The sequence below is a fragment of the Bifidobacterium pseudolongum subsp. pseudolongum DSM 20099 genome (assembly GCF_000771225.1).
Taxonomy (GTDB): Bacteria; Actinomycetota; Actinomycetes; order Actinomycetales; family Bifidobacteriaceae; genus Bifidobacterium; species Bifidobacterium pseudolongum.
Window position 1 is genome coordinate 19,863 of the sequence record NZ_JDTZ01000014.1, and the last position, 20,336, is coordinate 40,198.

Below are 20,336 nucleotides of genomic sequence, written 5' to 3' on the forward strand. Positions count from 1 at the left end.
AACATGCCTAGATCAGCACGAGGTTGTCTCGGTGGACGAGCGGGTGCGCGTATTCCTCCCCGAGCAGACGCCGCAGCTGCGCGCTCGTGCGGCCGAGCATGTGCGGAATCTCCTCGGCGTCGAACCCGGCGAGCCCGCGCGCAAGGTGGTTGCCGGCCTCGTCGTCGATCCACACGGCATCGCCCGCGGCGAACTGCCCGCGCACTTCCACTACGCCCGCGGCGAGCAGGCTCGCGCGCCCTCCGCGCACGGCGGAAGCGGCGCCGGAATCCGCCACGAGCGTGCCCTGCGGGTGCGAGGCGAATTTGATCCACAGGCGGCGCGCCGAGCCGCGTTGGCGCACGGGCGCGAACGCGGTGCCCACGGCGTCGCCCATCAGCGCCGGGCCAGCGTTCGCCGCGCACGTCATGACCGCGGGGATGCCCGAGACCGAGGCCATGCGCGCGGCCTCGAGTTTCGTGACCATGCCGCCGGTGCCGACGCCCGAGCCGGAACCGCCCACGCGGATTTCGTCGATTAGCGCAGTCACGTTGGGCACGAACGGCACGCGGTGCGACCCCGGCTCGCTCGGCGGGGCGGTGTACAGCGCGTCCACGTCGGTCAGCAGCACGAGCGCGTCGGCGCGCACCATGTTCGCGATGAGTGCGGAAAGGCGGTCGTTGTCGCCAAAGCGGATTTCGTTGCTGGCGAGCGCGTCGTTCTCGTTGACGATCGGCACCACGCCCAGTTCGAGCATCGTGGCCATCGTGCGGCGCGCGTTGCGGTATTGGCGCGGCTGCATCGTGTCTTCCGCGGTGATGAGCAGCTGCCCCACGCGGATGCCGTACCGCCCGAACGCGGCCTCGTATTGCGCCATCAGCAGACCCTGCCCCACCGACGCGGCCGCCTGCTGGGTCGCCACGTCGGTCGGCCGCGAGCTGAAGCCGAGCGGGCCGAAGCCGGCGGCGATCGCACCCGACGAGACGAGCACGATGTTGCCGCCGAGCATGTGCACTTGGGCGATCGCACCGACGAGCGCGGTGAGTTTGTCCACGTCCAGGTGCCCCGACGGCTGAGTGAGCGAGCTCGACCCGACCTTCACCACCACGGTGTGCGCGGCGGCCACCGCCCGGCGCACGTCTTCCTGCGTCTTCGGCGTGGATTGTTCCATTGCGTTCAGCTCCTTCGTTCCCCAGAGAGACTACCCGTAGCGGAGGGTCACTCCTCCGACTCGTACTCCTCGGGGTCGCCACGGCCGAAGAGCGACGTCTCGTCGTGCCTGTCGTCGTCCACCGCAGGGTCGGCCCAGTGGCCGGCCTCGCGCTCCGCCTGCATGGCGGCGCGCACGGCGGCGCGGGCGTCCATCATCTCGTGGTACTGGCGGCGGCGCTCGGTGTTGGTACGCCGGCGGCCACGCGAATCCTCCGCTTCGAGGCGTAGGTCGCGGCCGCGCGAGCCGAGCTGCGTGCCGTCGAGGTTCTCCGCGCCGGCGGCGATTGTCGGATCCCAGTCGAACGCGACCGCCCGCGCGCCACGCCCGATGCGCACTTCGTCGCCCGGGCGCGCGCCGTTCTTGCGCAGTGCGTCTTCGACGCCCAGCTTGGCTAGACGGTCGGCCAGATAGCCCACGGCCTCGTCGTTGTCGAAGTTCGTCTGCACGACCCACCGCTCGGGCTTCGTGCCCGTCACCGTGAACCAGTAGTTGCCGTTGCGGTCTTCTTCGCGCTCGATCTCGAACTCCTGCACGCCGGCATTGCGGCCGTTGCGGCGGCGCTGGCCCGGCTCGCTGAGCGGATTGATGACCACGCGCTCCTCTTCCACGGTCTCTTCGCGCGCGGCGATGTCTGCGCGCATCTGCGTGACGAGGTTCGCGAGCGCGAAATTGAGCTCTTTGAGCCCTTCGTGCGACGCGGTGGAGACAATGTACACCGGCAGATCGAGCTTTTCGAACTCCGGCTTGACGAACTCGGCGAGCTCCTTCGCCTCGGGCATATCGACCTTGTTGAGGATGATGATGCGCGGGCGTTCCGGAATCGGAATCGCGCCGAGCGGAAGCTCAAGGTCATTCGCGTATTCACCGAGTTCCTGCTCGAGCGCGTAATAGTCGCTCAGCGGGTCGCGGCCCGGTTCGAGCGTGGCGCAATCGATCACATGCGCGATGATCTCGGTGCGCTCAATGTGGCGCAGGAACTGCAGGCCGAGGCCTTTGCCCTGCGAGGCGCCGGGAATCAGGCCCGGCACGTCGGCGATTGTATAGCGCATGTCGCCGGCTTGCACGACGCCCAGGTTCGGCACGAGCGTGGTGAACGGGTAGTCCGCGATCTTCGGTTTGGCGGCGCTCATCGCGGCGATCAGGCTTGATTTGCCCGCCGAGGGGAATCCGACGAGCGCCACGTCGGCAATCGACTTCAGCTCAAGGATCACATCGCGTTCCTCGCCCGGTTCGCCCAGCAGCGCAAAACCGGGCGCGCGGCGTGTGCGGTTCGCGAGCGCGGCGTTGCCCAGCCCGCCCGCGCCGCCCGCGGCCGCGACGAATTCGTCGCCCGCATGGCGCAGGTCGGCAAGGACCTCGCCGGGGCGCTTCGGCTGGCCTTCGGCTCCGCGCGCGGTGAACACCACGGTGCCGATCGGCACGGGCAGCCGCAAGTCGGCGCCCTGCGAACCGTCTTTCGTGTCGCCCAAGCCCATCGTGCCGTTGCCGGCGGAACGGTGCGGCATGAAACGATAATCCAGCAGCGAATTCGCGTTCGGATCGGCCACGAAGATCACCGATCCGCCTTTGCCTCCATTGCCGCCGTTCGGTCCGGCCAACGGCTTGTACTTCTCCCTGCGGATGCCGGCGGAGCCATTGCCGCCGTCTCCGCCCTTCACATGTACTGTCACTCGATCTACAAAGTCACTCATAACCGACCATTCTATCGGTGCGGTGCTATTACCGCGGTTGTGCGCGCGATTTGGGTGAATCGACAGTTTCCCAATCACCGCGGAACGCTGTTGCGGTGCGCACGACCGCCCGATAGATGCCTTAATATGCAGTTGTGCGTGCGCAAACCATGCACGACTCTCAGATAGGCTACTATCTGCCGTATTCGGAGCATGTCCGGAGCGCATCACTCGCAGATGCACAGAGTAACGACGAGTTGTGAACGCCCTTGCCTCCCGGCACACCCGGACTGTTCACGGGCGTACTGCCCCATCCGGCGCTTATACGAAAAAACCGCACCCCGGAGGATGCGGTAACGTGTAATGTCATGCAGCCGGAGCCGCAATCATTCACTCAGCGATGACGTCGACGACCTTGCGATCGCGGCGCACCGCGAACTTGACCTGACCGTCCGCGAGTGCGAACAGCGTGTGGTCCTTGCCGATGCCCACGTTCTGGCCCGGGTGGAAGTTGGTGCCACGCTGGCGAACCAGAATGTTGCCAGCCACGACGGCTTCGCCGCCGAACTTCTTCACACCGAGGTACTGGGGATTCGAATCGCGACCGTTGCGCGAGCTGGAAGCGCCCTTCTTATGTGCCATTTCTCGTTCCTTTCGGTTAGCTGAAGTCTGCCGTCACTCGTTCCGCTGAAATCAGGCGATCTCAGTGATCTTGACGATGCTCAGCTTCTGGCGATGGCCCTTGCGACGAGCAACGCCGGTCTTGTTCTTGAACTTCTGGATGCGGATCTTCGGGCCCTTGGCCTCGTCGTCCACAACTTCGCCCTTGACGGAGATCTTCGCCAGATCCGCCGCGGCGATGGTGACCTTGGAGCCGTCGACGACGAGCGCGACCGGGAATTCCACGGTCTCACCCTTCTTGGCTGCAAGACGATTCACGAGGATGGTATCGCCGACCTCGACCTTTTCCTGATGGCCGCCGGCCTTGACAATCGCGTACATATCAGTTCCTTTATTCACTTGGAAAGCTTACTGCCCGGCACGTTCGAGCCTCGCGGCCAGACACCAGCAATCAAATATACACAGCACCGTGTACTTTCGCAACACGCCGAAGACACGCCGGAGCACACCCCGACCGACCACTGTCACCGAGCATACAGTACGGCATCCCGCTCCCCGACGCCGTTCGCCGTGTCAATCAAGTATCCCCCTTTGGGCCGCCATCGGGCTCCACGCCTACCTCGAACGGACCGACTGAGTCTCGGAATGACGCCCTCCGTGATGAACACTCTGGAGATGATCGTGGGCACAGTGGTCGTTGGCGCGTTCGTGGTGTACAAAATGCACGAACGACCACAGCAGTCCGTTCCACGCGAGGGAACTGCCCATCAGCAATAGTGTCCATTGCGCCGTTTGGAGTATTGACGATGTTGAGGTGCGGACGTCGAAATACATCATTGTGTGCGCTGGGGTCTGTCCGGTGGTATTCGAGATCATGCGCCGGGCGGAGACCGTGTGCGTGATCATTGAGAACCGCTGGGGACCGCCAGACCGCCGAGAACTGTCATGGCCATGGCAACAGCGTGCGAATTTTACGCAGCGCCCTTGAATCCGCGTACAATTCGCGCGCTCCCGACCAACTACCATCCAGCCCCTATGACCCCGGTTGGACCTTCCGCGTTACGGGTAGCACCCGCACACGGGGAAGACCGGCATGGGCAAGAAAAACGGGGCGCGCCATCGGTTCGGCGCGCCCCGTCGGGGGGAAGAATATACATCATCATAAAACCCGTGATGACACTTTGCGCTCACATACATGAACGCTGTGTTAATTCTATCCATTACCCGCGTGATATATACCCCGCCCCACTCATTTTCACATTCTCCACACAATGCGATTGCAACACACGGCACACAGCACACAACACACACCGCGCACAACAGGAGAAGGCCACCCCGGAGGATGGCCTTCCCTTCAGCGCACTGCACTCAGCGCAGGTGGCGCTCAACGCGCCCGCGCGCTCACGCTTCCTTCTTGCGCGTCTTGATGATCAGCAGCAGGCCCAAGATGAACGCGGCGCCCGCCACAACGACCACGAGCGCGATGTCCGCACCGGTCTGCGCCGGCGGCTTCTGCGGCGTGACCGGCGGCGCTGGCTTCGTGTTGGTGATCGTGACGCTGGCTTCGTCTTCCGCCGTCATGTCGTACTCGGAGATGGTGGTGTATCCGGCCGGCACGTTCTTCTCCACGACCTTCCAGTCGTTGCCGGATTCCAGCCCCGCCCACGAGTGCTGCCAGTTGTTGGCGTCGGAGAGCTCAACGGTCTCCTGCGATTCGCCGTTCTTAAGCAGCTCCACGGTGATCGACTTCGGGCGGTCGGTGTTGCCCGCGTCTTTCCAGACCTTCTTCACGTTGAGTGTCTCGGTCTTGACTTCGGGCACCACGCAGTCGCTCTTCGGCTCGATGTTGACCACGCGCTGATTCGCGCCGTCTTCCACATGCACGTTCGGCAGTGCCACGAGCATGGCCGAGCTCTTGCATTCGAGCGTCTTCTCGATGAAGCGGTCCGCGGTCACGAGGAACATGCCATCGCCCACGTTGGTGAACGAGACCGCGCCATCCGCGTCGGTCACGGCGCTGGCCGCCGGCTCGGTGCCATTGACCTCGATGTATCCTGCGAGCGTGTTCGCCATGTCACGGAACGTCTGCGGGTCGGCGTTGAGCACGTCCCAATTCACCGGATACTTCTCGGTGTCGGCGAAGTCACCGATTGGCTCGTAGCCACCTTCACCCGCCCACTTGGCCACGTTGTAGACGTGGAAGACCACGCCCTCGAGCGCCGTCTCGTCGTGCGCGTACGTGACGCTGATGGTGCCCTCACCACTGCCGGCGACAACGCTTGACGTGAGGTCGGTGCGGTCTTCCTCCGTATTGGTGTCTTCTGCGTAGACACTCGGCACTCCTACGGCAAGGCTCGTAAGCATCGCCGCCGCGCAGAGTATCGCCGGCGCGATCCGCTTTCCGACTGTAAGCCGTCCCATGTTGTCCCCCCTTGGTTTGGTGAGGTGTTCTTCTTCTCGGTTGTTATTATAAGCGTTTCGCATGCGGTTGGGTTCAGCGCCCCGCATGTTTGACCTGTGTGCCGCTCACTGCGTTGCGCCCGCGTTTGCGGCTGCGGCGCACGATGAGCCAGATAATCCACAGGATGAACAGCACGATCGCGAGGGCTATGCCCGCGATGACGAGCGTTCGGTTCGTGTCCGCCTTGTCGTACTGCGTCTCATCCGCTTCCGCCGGCGTGGGGATGCGGTGCCCGCGCACGAGCAGTCGGTGCGAGTTGACGCCGTAGGGCGTGCACGTGATCAGTGTTGCATAATCCTGGTTCGCGTCGAAGTCTAGGTCGCGCATTTCGTTCGGCAGCACGGTGCGTATCTGATCCACTTGGTACGTGTAGGTGTCATCAAGTACGTGGAACGCAAACGTGTCGCCTTCTTTGAGGCTGTCGAGGCCGGTGAACAGTTTCGCCGATGGCAGTCCGGTGTGCCCGGAGACGGCGGTGTGCGTGCCTGCGCCACCGACCGGCAGTGATGATCCGGCCAGGTGACCGCCGGCTATCTGCAGCACGGTGTCTTCGGTGCCATGGTAGACGGGCAAGCGCACTTCCAGTTTGGGAATCGTGATGTACCCCATGATTCCGGTGCCGGTGATGTCGAGCGTCTTGTTGTATTCGTCCATCTGCTCGTCGGTCAAATGCCAACGGTCTGGCAACGTGTTGAGTTGTTGGTTGTAGGCATGGGCTTGGTCCAGAAGTTCCTTCTTCTTGTCCGCGCTCATGTCTTTGACGGTTTCGATGTATCCGGCGACGGCGCGCGACGCGTGCATCGTGTTCCACCAGTTGGCGAAGGTCGGATAGACGAGGAGCCCGATGCCGGCAAGCAGCACGAGCGCGAAGAGCGTGATCATCAGATTGATGCCGATGTTGCTCTTCTTCTTGGTTTTCGTTGTGGGTTGATTGCTTGTGGCGTTGATGGTCTGTTCCTCCATAAGGCTGCCGCCCGTCGATTCCTGTGCGGAGCCGGCGGGCGGCGTAAGGGATGAGGAATCGATACTACCGTCAGTCTGGGATTCCAGATTGGCCGAGTGCCGATTCCTCATTTCACCTTTCCTTGTGGGGTGTCACTCAGGCCTGACGGCGACGAAGCGCAACCGCGAGGCCGATGCCAGCGATCAGCACGATCGCAGCGCCAGCGACGTACAGCACCGTCGTGCCCATGCCACCGGTCGACGGGAGCACGTTGCCCGCCTTGTTCACGATCGAAGCGGAGATCGTGCCACCCGAAACAGTCAGACCATTGACGGTCGGATCCTTGAAAGTGCTCGTGATGGCCTCACCCTTAGGCTGCGCCGTAACGAGGTTGCCGGCAATGGTGAACTGCGTCGGGGCCGCGTAGTTGTAGCCAGCCGGAACCACGGTCTCGACGATGGCGTAGTCACCGTCATCGATGCGCGGGAAGTTCACGGTCCACTTGTCGTCTTTGTTCTTAGCAGTGGCGGTGCCAGGAATCTTGGCGGCATCAGTCTGCGAGAGCGTCGCGATGGCGTTCTTATTCGCGATGGTCACACCGGTCGGAAGAGCAACCCAGCCAGCGGCAGTGCCGTCAGCAGCGTGCTGATAGACCTTCCACACGTTCTCTTCGCCACCGAACCACTTCAGCAGTGCGAAGCTCGCGCCTTCGAGCGGCGTCTTGTTGGAAGTGATCTTGTCAGCGTTGACTTCATAGGTGAAGACGATGACTTCATCTTTCGGGGTGGTGCCGGTCGGCTGCTTGTCACCGGCGCCATTGAAATGCGGATCGTTCGCGAAGGTCAGATCAACCTTGTTCGGGTTGCCGTCGGTACCGATCTTGGCGTTTTCGTTCAGCGTGGCCTTGTACTCGACGGTGACGAGATCGCGGCCATTAAGCGTGATACCAGCGGTCTTTGCAGCTGCCAGAAGATCTTCGAAAGCGACAGTCAGCACAGTACCATCAGTGTACGGGGCAACGGTGCCGTCCGCGACATTTGCCAGCGTAACGGTGTAACCAGCAGTGATCGGAACATCATTGATCTTCACCGTGACGTCGGTGGGCGCAACGGTTTCGCCGGCCTGCACAAAGGTGAGGCCCTGGGACATCGTATCGTTGAACTGGAACTTGTACTTGTGGTACTCGTTCACATTCTGAGCAACGGTACCGGTGAGCTTGAAGTTCACCGGATCGTTAACATCATGATCAGCGGAATCCTGCCAATCCGAAGTAGTATTGCTCGAATCGTTGACGTTCTGGACCTTCTTCTCAACGGTCGGAACGTCCTTCTTCAGCGTGACGTCAACGCCGTCCTGTCCAGCGGTGTTCACGATGACAGCGGAAAGTGCGTCAGAGTTACCAGCCGCCGTCTGGCGAATCAGGTAGTAGCCCTGAGGGCCCTCGAAGGAGGCGCCGCCTACCTTGCCTGCAAACTCAGTGACATCCGGGGTAATTCCCGTATTAGCATCAATCGCAAGCCACAGCTTATCGGCAAACTGCTTCATCGTCGGATTAGAGGTAGCAGACAACCCACCGATATACTCGGTGACGGCCGCATTGTTCGCTTCCGGAGTGCCGTCGAGAGCCCGCCCCGTGGCGGTCTTCAGTACCTCAGAGTACTTGGTGTTAATCGTATAGGCGTAGTTGTTACCATTGTTAGTCGCATCAAGCACGCGATAGGCAACAAACTTCTGATCGGCGCTTGTCGCGTCGGTGATGGTGACGGTGACATCACCATCCGCCGCACTAGCAGAGGTGGCACCAATGAAACCGGTGGCGGCGATCGCAGCGGCGGAAACCGCAGCGGTGAAGCCCTTCCAAACCTTCTTCATGTTATCTCCTTCGATTGTTTTGAAAATTTTATAAACCTTGCGATTCATAAAACCCTTTTACTTCCCCCCAGCAATGAATCGGTTGATTCAAGCAAGGGAGGGGCCGTTCCTAGCGATAACCGATGTTAACGGCCCCACAGATTTAATTGTTCATCGTTGACTGTTTTGTTTAAATGCGTTTCCGCATCGCTACGCCACAGCCTAGCATTGATATCGCTATGAGCACAAACCCGAACAGCACAATCAGCGTGTTGCCTTCGCCACCCGTGGCCGGCAGGACCACGCCAGGTTCATTGCTGATCACCTGATTTGGGTAGTTCGGCAGAGGGGTAGTCGCCCCAGTCGCTGTGTCCTTCTTATAGATAACCAGGTTCTGGAACTGATCATCGGGAGTATCCGGGCCGACAGAGAAGACGTAGGACACATCTGGATCTGCATAGTAGCCATCTGGTGCCTTGGTCTCGATCATCTCATAGCTGCCCCAAGGCAGGTTGTCGAAACCGATACGCCCCTCGGCACCGTAGGCGTCATACGCCCAAGGAGCCTTCGTAGCGTCCGCGGCCGAGCATGTGCCGGTCGAAGAACCGTCAGATTGAACGCAATCAGTGATGTCAACCTCAACCTTGTCTGCTTCTGTCTTGCCATACGGGATGTATGTGACTTTCCAAGCCGAGCCAGCGAGGAAGCGCGTGTCATCCTCCGAACTCACCTTACCCCAGTAGACTTTACCCTTCTTACGGGTATTACCAAGGGGCTTACCGTTAACCCGCACAGTTTCTTCACGGTCAGTTACCGTGAACTCATATGGGCCGCCCACTGCCTCATATCCATCAGGAACCGTAGTCTCCGTGATGCGATACGTGCCGACCGGCAGCTTCTTGACAAGGAACTTGCCCGGAGTCGGATCCTCATCCTTATACTTCACCGAAGCATTGCAGGGAGCCTCGGTGCAGTCCATCACTTCGTTGATGGGGGTCCATTTCTCCTGACCATCAACGATGCTCTTCTGCTCAATGGTCCAGCCGGAGCCCGCAAGAGGCGCATTGTTGTTATCGCTGTCGACCTTCTCCCAAACCACCTGCGTAGGCTTATCAGAGATCCATGCCATGTCACCGACGATTGACGGCTGCTTATCACCGGTCCATGTGACCTTGCCTCCAGACATGGTGAACGTGTACACCGTTGTGTTCAAGAGGTATCCAGAAGGCGCAGTCTTCTCTGTCAGCGTGTACTCACCATCGGGAAGGCCGAGAATCGTGAACTGACCAACCATGGAGTTGGAATCCTTGTACTGGGTTGTTGCATTTGCACCCGGCTGGGATTCAGCCATGGTGTTGAGACGCGCACGACGGAACGTCTGGATCGAAGCCTCGTCCGTAGCATCGCTCTTAGGCGCCAAGGTCAGCTCAGCATCATTAGCGGCCTGCGAAGGTACAGCTGCGCGAGTAACACACCCGGCTGGCGCACTAGAGTTCACTTTTCCACCGTCAATGTTGTAGGCCCTCGCAGTGCCTGCAATCGGTATATCGGCAGAACCATTGACCTTATATACATTATTGTCATTCCCCATCGTCACCTTGACGTTGAAGGGCTTTCCTGCAAACGGAACATCGTACTTGTACCAGTCGTTCCCCGCACACGAAGCGGTCTCCATGGTGGGACGTGTACCCCAAGTAGAACCTTCATTGTTGGAATCCCAGTAATGGATACGTGGTGCAGTGGAGGCATTCAGCCAATGCACATAAACGGTTGTTGTATTTGCCACTGGGTTCGTAACATTGATGTCCACGGACTTCCACTTGGATTGGTCATCCTTGCACTTGGCCCAGATGGTGGTCGAACCTGCCTCGTGCGGTGTAACCACACCATTTTCCACAGTGGCCACAGTCTTGTCCGTGGAATCCCACGTAATGCTGCTCTGCAACGAAGGCGGATCCGCGGTTGCGGTCAGCGTAATGTTGTTGCCCACAGTCGTGGAAATTTCCGACGGATCAGTCTGTCCGTTGTACTTCAGTGTCAGGCTGTTGAGGGCAACTTCCTGAATGGTCAAAGCAACATGTGCCGAAAGACGGTCGCCGCTGGCGTTCGTGTCCACAGTCGTGGCCGTGATTGTCACCGGCTGTCCATCGGCAGGCACGTGCAACACGGTGACATGGCCGTTCTGCACCTCAGCCGCAGTCGGGTCAGAGGATTCCCATGTGACGTCTTGTGTGGCGTCATCAGGAGACACTCTGTGAGTGAGCTGCAGAGTGGTGCCCTCAGTAACGGTCAGCGAGCCGTTGGTCACATCGTCATTGCCGTTATAGAGAGCGATGCCTTCGACAGCTTTGGTGTTATCGGTGATTTCCTGAGTCCAGTCACCTTCACCTGTCTTGGTCAGCTTCCAGACAGAACCGGGAAGACCGGTCTTATCTTTGCCGTCTTCGTACTTGCCCCACTGGATCATGCCACCTTCTGGGGAGTTGGCAATGCCCTTGGTATCGGTTTCACCAACGACGTTGGCAAGTTTCCAAGAATCTGGATTCTTGTTTTCTGAACCATCAGCGTTGTAGACCGCAATGATGTCCTTGTTGGAAACATCTCCCTTTTCCGTGGTCTTGATGACGTAAATCAGGTCGGACTTCTCATAACCAGCTGGTGCCGTCAACTCCTTAAGGAAGTAGCGCGCATTCGGCTCCAGTGAGTCCACGCGGAACTTACCGGCGGTAGGATTCCAGTCGCCGGAAGGAATGTCATTGTCCTTGACGGACGGGTACAGAGCATTCTGTTCGTCAATGGCGTCCTGCTTGCTCTTGTAAACACCCCAGGTGGAGCCTTCGAGCAGATTGCCCTGCTCGTCGACCTTGTTCCAGCTGATGGTGGAGCATTCGCTGCGCATCGAGCCCTTCCACGGGAAGTTGTGGCGTTCCTGATCCATGTCGATGACAGATGAGGATTCGCCTTCACCAACTCCGTCAGGGAAATTCGCCGCAACGGTCGGGTTGTACATCATGAAGTCCTTGCCAACCCAGACACGGCCGTTGGTCGTCACATGGTCTTCGAAGGAACCACGAGGTACGAGAATGGAACCGATCATAGCGGCCGCTGGATCGTCCTTCACGGTAATTGCTTCGTTAGAAGTGGTTCCCGCGATGACCTTGCCGCCGTTGTTCTCATCGGTTTTATTTGCCCAGCGCTCTGCCTGTCCGCCTGTCAACACGCCACCGAGAATAGTGAGCTTAGGCGTGTTCTGGAAGTTCCACATGATGGCCTGAGAAGCCTGTTCATATGCCTTCTTCACTTCTGGTTTGGCGTCCCACACGTATCCGTTGCTGATTTCCTCGCCATTCCACCAGAAGCGCCAGCCGTTATGGAACTCAACATTCTGGTTACCTTTAACGTTGACAACGACTGATGCACCTTCTTTGATGTTCTTGAACCTGAACACCAAGCCATTCGCATTATCGCTATTGAGATCAGAGGCGTTCACATCGAACACAATGGTGGAGTTCTGATTCTGGCTCCCGCCATCAAACTCAATCATCTTTTCTTTGTAGTTCGACTCATTGAAGGTCATCCTGACGCCAATATGAACAGCGGTGCCATCATCATCGTTCTTCTTGTCAGAATTGTACTTTTCCCTGACATAACCATATTGGCTGGTGCTAGGCGCAGTGAGATTAGTTGTTACCTTTGAGGTTTCCGGCGCAGGGATTTTACCCAATGTGTCAGAAAGCTCGGTAATGGTTTTCGTATTACCACTGTAATCGCGCGAAACACCGTTGATATTAACGGTCTTCAAGGGATTGGTCGCGCCCCATGTGACTGTGCTGCCTGCACTAGTGCTGTAGATCGAGCGCCAGCCACTATCTGCGGGTACACCATCGGGATAGCCCTCTGAGCCAGGTGTCATCCCTTTAAGTCCGATGGCCGCACTCTCTTTGCCATTAATCTTCGCGTTGTAGTTGGACTCCTTGTCATTTGTGGTGCCAATCCAACCACGACCCTGAACGTTATAGCCCAAAGCACTTACCGCTACGTTGTTAAGATCTACAAGGTTGATTACGCTGTGAGTGTTGTCGACAACAAGCGAATCACTGCCTGCACTTGGCCTATACTGCGCACCAAAGCCCACGATACCGAAGCGGAAACCACGGTTATTCCAGCTGTGCTTCTTCGCGTTGATGGCAAGCTTACCTGCAACGAGTGTGGTACCTTCCGCTTCAACAGCATAGGAGGGGTGCGGCTGCGTTGTTGCGTTATAGGTGCTGGCACCAGTCGGGGCACCCACATACATGTCTTGGCCAACCCAGGTGGCGATACCATCATCCTTCTGGGCGCTTGAAGTGTTATCGCCCATGGAGATGTCTTGCGGGGTACAGATGGCGCCCGGTACCTCCGCCGGCTCTTCCTCCACACCCACCGCCGTCTGCGGCAGCAACGACGGAACGGCGGTGGCGAACATCATCGCTACCGCCGTGAACGCAGCGAGCAAACGGGGCTTCACCGATATGGTCGGCCTGCGGTCGCTCCCATGTTTCATCCTCATAGGTTCTTCCCCTTTTGCTCTGTTCTCCCGATCAGGCCGACCGAGAGCTCCTCTAAGTTCTCTTGGCATTGCGCTCGGCTGGATGCCGCGGTGATTCCGTCTGCAATCCTTCGCAGTCACATCCCTCCTCTAACCGATTAGCAACACCGTCGTTTTTGCATATGTACTGCATTTTACCCGAAGCTGAATAAAATGCACACATCCCGCAGGTGCTGAATCGCTTAAGACACACTGCTCAAACGTTTGCATCGGCGTTTCGCCGAAAGGCTTTGGCATGCTGGAAAACACACCAAAGCGCAAGGACCAATTACATCACACCAATCAAAAGGATGGCAACGGTTCCCCTCATTCCTCACCAAGATTTCACAATCCACCCCGTGCCCGTTGGCCCCTAATGCCATAGCCACGTGCAGATTCCCGCCAACTCTCCACAGTTGCGTCACTGGAACCGCGCCCAGTTTCTCATGCCACAGCAGTCGCGCGAGCGAACCCAACCGGCAGCCTATATTTGAATACGTATTCATCCTGCCCATGTGCGCGCCGTACTTGCAGGAGCTTCATTGGCTCGATCAAAGCCGCCGAGGAGATATGGAACAGCGCCTGCGCCGTCATTGGTGCAAGCGCTGTTTCCTGGAGAACGAGTCGGCGGCAATGTGTGCCTATTGCCGTGCGCCTCGCATAATTCTCCGCCAGGGGGCTGCTAGGGGGGGTCCTCCCCCTTGGCTGTTGTCTCCGTATTGCACTGTAGCGGCCAGCCGCCTGCAGTCCCACCGCCTTCACAGCCTCTGCAAGAAAACTCTGCGTCTTCCCCACCCTCTGTCTCCTGTGCCGCCTGATCCGTGCAGCATCGTCGCATTGTGCACCAATGCGCGACGGATTTACCACCCAATTCACACAGCCTCGGCGAGTACAGCATCAAGGTACAACGCAACCCACCAACACTGCACTGAATCAGCCTCAGAAAAGCGCCAGCGAGAAAACCAAGAGGCGTAACCGTAAAGAAGTCATTTTCTTCTTCTTAATCTCCAGGAACCACTCTGACATAGGGCCATGTGACATCCGCATGTGGATGCTCAGACAACCAAGTCCTGACACTGGGCAGTTCAACGGGAACATCCGCATCATAGCGGTATTCGATGTTCGGTAACGGGCGGTTCATCGCTTCAGCCGCCGCAACGAAATCGCCTTCCTCCACTGCGGACTCCACAAGCTTCCATGTGTCTTCCACCACTTTCACCAAGCGTGCGCCACCCTTGACGAAATAAGAAGCATGCGGCAAAGGCGAAATGACCTCTTTATACCGATGTTGCCAATCAGACCGAATCTGTTCGAACTCCTGCTTCAGCTCCCCTGTGCGAAGCAACCGTTTGAACGGATTGCCTTCACGTTCGGCGGCAAAGCTCTTCCACTCCGGTTTCGCGCCCACTACACGCAAAGCATATTCACGCCGATCCCGTTCCGTCACTGTACGCAATGACAAGAACGTGTCCCAGATGAGTTTGAGACGCAAATACTTTTTCCCTTCGCCACTCTGTGTCCATATGGACAAACGCGCCCTGTTCGCTCTGACCAACTCCTCCTCGAGACGCTCTGCTATCACATCCACCGCGTTTTCGAGATCTTCCAAATCGTTTCGCAGCCCGTTCACTTCATCTTTGAGTTCGTCCACCCGCTCGTTGAGTTCGCCCATCTGTGCCACCTCTCTAGTCATCACCTCATCAGATAGTCACATGATATGGGACTACGTGCAAGCCATGACCTTCTCTTCCGTGTAGCTTCCGTGCCGTGGCCACCAACGCACGACGGATTTACCTGCCTATCCGTGCAGCTTCGGCGGATACTGCACCAACGCACGACGCAACCAGCCGGTCAACCGTGCCGCGTTGGTGCAGTCCGCACCAAGGCACAACGCAAACCCGCCAACGCAGCACGCAAACCCGGCTGGCCGCCAGCAGCTACCCGCGCCGCAGCAGCACATCGGCCCCCTCTAGCCGCTGCTTCAGACCTTCCAAGTCGTGCAGATCGTCCATCCGGATGCGCACAATCACGTCCACGCCCGCACGCTTGAGCCCCTCGCTGCGTTCGCGTTCATCGTCGATCACGCCGCCCAGCGTGCGGCCGTCCATCATCTGCGCATCCGTGTATTTCACGAGCCCGTCGAGCTCGACCACAACAATCCGCCCGTCCCGCGTGCGCCACAGAAAATCGACGCGGTACCGTTTGCCCGTCTGCGGGTCCACGAATTCCACCTGCTGGGCGGGCGGCGCGAACCCGCACAGGATCATCGCGGCAAGCGCCCGCGCCTCACCGCCGTTTTCCGAGAACGGCGTGGCGAAGCGGAACACGTTCTGGGCGTTGGCGTTCATCAGTCCTTCGCGCGTGGCGCATGCGATGATCTCCGTGCTGCTCGTGCCGTTGCGCAACACGCAGCACATGACTTCCATCGCCGGCATGAACGGCATGCTGTTCGCGCAGACGGCGGCGGTGCGCGCGGGCGTCGTCACCCGCACACCGCCCACCACGCAGTATTCGCCCGAAGCCGACCATAGTCTGTGAATATGCCGGCTGTCTGCATGATTGCCACGCGTATTGCACGCGACGAGCACCGTGCGCGGCCGCAACGCCTCTTGCACAGTGCGGTAGTCCACCCACATGCCGTGCGCATGGTTGCGGCAGTGCGCGGTACCAAGATCAGTCGGCGAGTTGGTTTTCAGGGCACGCGGGCACCCTCGCCTGTATCTCCTATTCTCCTCCCCTTCCTGCATCCCTCTTTCAGAGCATTGTCATCTTCATCCACCCAAACCATGGCTTTCGTCCGCGAGACCCGATTCAGTGCTTGTGGATAGGTGGCGTGTCGTCCACTTATCCACATTTTCCGCCAAACCTGCGGTGGTTACAGTTCAAAACCTTTATAGTCGCGGTCATGAATACAACATCAACATCGCCAACCCTCCCATATGGAACAGCAGCCTCAGCCCGAGATCCCACACATGCGTCAGCTGCGGTTCGACACACACGGCGTTCGACATGCCCCCATTAGGGCCTAAACACCCGTGAGCCATGAAGAACGAATCCATATCGCTGGATGAGTTGGGCAACTGCGCAAGCGACCGCAGACAATGTTGCCAAGAAGCCGAGAGCCTTTGCCAGCGGCAATGCGCGTGCGTGTTCACCCTCACCACAGCATTGTTGCTGCAAGGCATTGAGGTGCCGTTCATCGATGTGCGCAAGCATCCACGCCTGCGGGAAGATGTGCTGCAAGTGGTTGTGGCCCCAGACGAATACAAGCCGAGGGATCACGTACGGGGTAATCGGCGCAAGCGTGCCAAGCCAAAGGGTCTCCCCTACGCGTTCTTTGCGAGTGGTGTGCCATTGGACACAGTGGAGGTGGCACCGGGCGTCACCTGCACCACGCCCCTATTCACGTGGTTCCTCTTCGCCACACGGCTCAGTTTGGAGGAGTTGGTGGTGTTGGGCGACAGCCTGCTGCGACGCAATGTGCTTCATGAACGCTACACGCTGCAAGATTTTGAAGACATGCTGGTGCGCATTGAACACTATGCCCGCAATCCCCGCAGCGGCCGGGCGCGAGCGCCACGAGGCATCACGGCATGCCGCAAAGCATTGGTATTGATGCAGGAGCACACGGACTCTTCCACCGAAACACGATTGAGGTTGATGTTGGAGCGCCATGGGCTGCCACGCCCCACAGTAAACCACATGGTGCAGCTTCCGGATGGTGGCGTGGTCTTCATGGACATCGCTTTCGTGGGTGCCCGGGTCGATGTGGAATACGACGGAAAACACCATGAACAGCAATGGGAGGCAGATGCGCAGAGACGGTTACGCATCGAATCGGCCGGATGGGATTACGTACAGGTGGTGAACTGCAGCATGAGCACCGAAAAGGGGCAACGCATGGTGGCGGAAGTGGTGGCCCGGCACATCGAGGAGCGAACCGGTGTCAATTATCTGCTGCCAACGCCTTTCACCCTTGAGCAACTGGCCGATCGGCGCCGCTCACTCTGGAAAACGGCGGCCTAATACCCCTTTCCAGAACCTATCTCGCTTACGAGAGTGCCCTAATCTGGCCACCCCCAAGTATGGGACCACAGAATTGGTGAAATGACGGCATTTCACAGAGGTCATACTCGAGGGTAGACCGATTAGGGCACTCTCATAAGCGAGATACGCAACACAAAGGGCTCTGAACGCGATATTTGCAGCGTGCAGAGCCCTTGATGCATTAGTCAGGCGCGTTACTCGGCGGTTTCGGCCTCGGATTCGGACGAATGCTCGGTGGATTCCGCATCCGGCTGCGATTCCGCTTCCTCGGCTACGGATTTGGTGGCCGGCTGTGCTGCTGCCGCTTCCTCGGCGTTGGCATCAGAAGCATCCACAACCGTTTCATCTGCGGTTTCCGCGGCTTCTGGCTCCACCGTGACCTCAACCGCCTCGGCGGGCTCGGACTCCGCTGAATCCTTGGCAACCTTGGCATCGCCTTCGGCATCCACTGCGGACTCGGTGGCCTTGATCTGCTCGGCTTCGGCGGTTTCCTCAATGTGTTCGATCTGCACTTCGAGTTCCTCAGCCTGCTTGGCGGCGGCCTCCGCCTCCTCCTCGGCATTGTTCGCGGCCACGGCGGCCGCCGCGATCTGCGCGAGCTTCGCCTTCACCGCGGCGGAAGACCCCTTGGGCGCATGCACGGCATGTGCTTCCGTGCCATGGCCATGCTTGTTGGTCTTCACAAACGGATCGCCACCCTTGAGCGCGTACGGGTCGTCGTATTCCTTGGAGATCGTCGGCTCGTCGTGCACAATGAACCCACGGCCCTTGCACGCCGGGCATTCCTCGGAGAACGCCTCCACAAGCCCCTGGCCGATGCGCTTGCGCGTCATCTGCACCAGACCAAGCGACGTGACCTCGGCCACCTGGTGCTTCGTGCGGTCGCGCGCCAGGCATTCGAGCAGGCGCCGCAACACCAGATCGCGGTTGGATGGCATCACCATGTCGACATAGTCGATCATGATCATGCCGCCGATGTCGCGCAGACGCAGCTGGCGCGCGATTTCCTCGCTCGCCTCAAGGTTGCAGCGGGTCACGGTCTCTTCGAGCGACTTGCCCTTGCCGATGAAGCGGCCGGTGTTCACGTCGATCGTGGTCATGGCCTCGGTGCGGTCGATGACGATCGAGCCGCCACTCGGCAGGTACACTTGGCGTTCCATGCCCTTGCGCAGCTGCGAGTCGATCTGCCACTTGTCGAACACATCCTTGCCCTCGTGCTCGGCCGGGTCCCACTTCTCCAGCTTGTCGCGCAGGTCGGGGGCCATCGTCTCAAGGTATTCCGCGATGCGCGTGTACACGCCATCGCCCTCCACGATCATCTTGCGGAAGTCGTCGTTGAAGATGTCGCGCACCACGCGGATCGCCATGTCGGGCTCGCCCTGCAAGAGCTTCGGGCGCTTGCCATGGCGGAACTCCTCGAGCTTGGACTGGATCTGCCCCCACTGGTGGGTGAGCATCTCCAGATCCTTGGTGATCGCCTCCTCCGACGCACCCTCGGCCGCGGTGCGGATGATGACGCCCATGTCTTTCGGCGAGATCTTCGAGACGATCGACTTGAGGCGGCTGCGCTCACGGCTGCTGAGCTTGCGGCTCACACCGGTCATGCCACCGGACGGTACGAGCACCAGGAAGCGGCCGGCGAGCGTCACCTGGCTCGTCAGGCGTGCGCCCTTGTGTCCAATCGGATCCTTGGTGACCTGCACAAGCACGGGGTCGCCGGAGCGGAACGCGAGCTCGATGCGGCGCGGCTGGCCGTCAAGGCGCGTGGTGTCCCAGTTCACTTCGCCCGCATAGAGCACGCCGTTGCGCGCCTGGCCGATGTCGACGAACGCGGCTTCCATGCTCGGCAGCACGTTCTGCACGCGGCCCAAGTAGATGTTGCCGACCGTGGCGACTTCCTGGATGTCGGAGACGTAATGCTCCACGAGCACATTGTCTTCGAGCACGGAGATCTGCGTGTGGCGGTCGCGCTGGCGCACCACCATCAGGCGGTCCACGTTCTCGCGGCGTGCCAGGAAGTCCTGTTCGAGCAGCTGGTTCTGGCGGCTGCGCTCACGACGGTTGTCGCGGCGGCGCTGCTTCTTCGCCTCGAGGCGCGTGGAGCCTTCCACATCGGCGATTTCGTCGATGTACTGCTGTTTGCGCGAGCGGCGGGTTGTGGTCTCTTCCTCCGCGTTCTTGCCGTTGCGGCGGCGCCGGCGACGGCGCGTGACCGTGGTCTCCTCATCGTCTTCCGAGCTGGACTCGGTGGTCTCCTCGTGCTGCCCCTCGGCGCTCTCGTGGTCGGAATGGCGGCGGCGACGGCGACGGCGCACGGTCGGCTCGCCATCCTCACCGTCTTCGCCGCCGGTGTTGAGGTCGGCCTCCACAATGGCCTCGGCCTCTTCGTCGTTCTCATGGCGGCGCTTGCGCTTGGTATTGCGGGCGATCGCCTCGTCGATCGGCGCATACGTGATGTCGTCGAGCACGAGGTCTTCCTCGATCTGCTCCACTTCGGCAGCGGCGCGGCGCTCCTGCGCGTTCATGCGGCGGTTGGAGCGGCGGCGCGACGTGGATTCGTTGAGATTTTCCACATCATCGAAATCGGCGTCGTAATCGACCGGCGACCGGCGGCGGCCACGCCGGGATTCTCCGGCGGCTGGCTTGGTGGTTTCGGCCGACTCGTCGCCCTTGCGGCCGCGCGAGCGACGGCGGCGACGCGTGGTGGGCTCGTCGTGCTCGTCGGCCGGTCCGTTGGACTCGCCAGATTCGGCAGCGTCGTCCGCGTCGTCATCGGCATGCTTGGGGCGCTGCGGAATGACGGGCTCTTGGAACAGCAACGATGTCATGGGGCGCGGCGCTGCATGGTGGCGGCGTGACTGGCGCACCTCATGCTCCTCGGACTCGGCCGGCGCGTCATCGCCAAGCGCATCGAGCGCATCGGCTGCGCGGCTGGCCTCGCTCGGCTCCGGCGCAGCGGCCGTGCGGCGGCGACGGCGCGTGGG

General features: G+C 59.9%; 13 protein-coding genes. 2 read left to right on the forward strand and 11 right to left on the reverse strand.

Annotated features, from left to right (window positions below):
* Window positions 1-7: 7 nt before the first annotated feature.
* The 10 genes from proB to OU02_RS07855 form a co-directional block, all read right to left on the reverse strand.
* On the reverse strand, window positions 8-1,150 hold the full coding sequence (gene proB / locus OU02_RS07810; protein ID WP_033489745.1) for a glutamate 5-kinase: 1,143 nt from the start codon (window positions 1,148-1,150) through the stop codon (window positions 8-10).
* Window positions 1,151-1,197: 47 nt separating this feature from the next.
* Window positions 1,198-2,883: a GTPase ObgE gene (gene obgE / locus OU02_RS07815; RefSeq protein WP_033489747.1), complete on the reverse strand. Its 1,686-nt coding sequence runs from the start codon at window positions 2,881-2,883 to the stop codon at window positions 1,198-1,200.
* A 369-nt stretch (window positions 2,884-3,252) separates the two neighbouring features.
* Window positions 3,253-3,504, reverse strand: a complete 252-nt coding sequence (rpmA, locus tag OU02_RS07820) for a 50S ribosomal protein L27 (protein WP_026643719.1) — start codon at window positions 3,502-3,504, stop codon at window positions 3,253-3,255.
* A 51-nt stretch (window positions 3,505-3,555) separates the two neighbouring features.
* The gene (gene rplU, locus OU02_RS07825) at window positions 3,556-3,864 is read right to left on the reverse strand and encodes a 50S ribosomal protein L21 (protein ID WP_022858357.1); all 309 of its coding nucleotides are present in this window, start codon (window positions 3,862-3,864) and stop codon (window positions 3,556-3,558) included.
* A 1,020-nt stretch (window positions 3,865-4,884) separates the two neighbouring features.
* Entirely contained in the window at window positions 4,885-5,904 is a 1,020-nt protein-coding gene (locus tag OU02_RS07830) for a Cna B-type domain-containing protein (protein ID WP_160248861.1), read from the reverse strand.
* A gap of 73 nt (window positions 5,905-5,977) precedes the next feature.
* Window positions 5,978-7,018 carry a class C sortase gene (locus tag OU02_RS07835; RefSeq protein WP_033489750.1) on the reverse strand — a complete coding sequence of 347 codons (1,041 nt, stop codon included), beginning with the start codon at window positions 7,016-7,018 and terminating at the stop codon, window positions 5,978-5,980.
* A gap of 25 nt (window positions 7,019-7,043) precedes the next feature.
* Complete coding sequence (locus OU02_RS07840; protein ID WP_033489751.1) at window positions 7,044-8,759, reverse strand: isopeptide-forming domain-containing fimbrial protein; 1,716 nt, start codon at window positions 8,757-8,759, stop codon at window positions 7,044-7,046.
* A 169-nt stretch (window positions 8,760-8,928) separates the two neighbouring features.
* The gene (locus tag OU02_RS07845) at window positions 8,929-13,287 is read right to left on the reverse strand and encodes a SpaA isopeptide-forming pilin-related protein (RefSeq protein ID WP_033489752.1); all 4,359 of its coding nucleotides are present in this window, start codon (window positions 13,285-13,287) and stop codon (window positions 8,929-8,931) included.
* A 1,018-nt stretch (window positions 13,288-14,305) separates the two neighbouring features.
* A complete protein-coding gene (locus OU02_RS07850) occupies window positions 14,306-14,977 on the reverse strand; it encodes a hypothetical protein (protein ID WP_152593173.1) in 672 nt (223 codons plus the stop codon).
* 265 nt (window positions 14,978-15,242) lie between these two features.
* Complete coding sequence (locus OU02_RS07855) at window positions 15,243-15,653, reverse strand: hypothetical protein (protein WP_052110255.1); 411 nt, start codon at window positions 15,651-15,653, stop codon at window positions 15,243-15,245.
* On the opposite strand from OU02_RS07855, the gene OU02_RS08770 reads away from it, so the two are divergent.
* A complete protein-coding gene (locus OU02_RS08770; RefSeq protein WP_130095256.1) occupies window positions 15,643-15,843 on the forward strand; it encodes a hypothetical protein in 201 nt (66 codons plus the stop codon). The two genes, OU02_RS07855 and OU02_RS08770, sit on opposite strands and share 11 nt — an antisense overlap.
* Window positions 15,844-16,347: 504 nt before the next feature.
* A complete protein-coding gene (locus OU02_RS07860) occupies window positions 16,348-17,331 on the forward strand; it encodes a DUF559 domain-containing protein (protein WP_051918407.1) in 984 nt (327 codons plus the stop codon).
* 215 nt (window positions 17,332-17,546) lie between these two features.
* On the opposite strand, the gene OU02_RS07865 is transcribed toward OU02_RS07860, so the two are convergent.
* The coding region (locus OU02_RS07865; protein WP_080745830.1) for an Rne/Rng family ribonuclease at window positions 17,547-20,336 on the reverse strand (2,790 nt) is incomplete at its 5' end.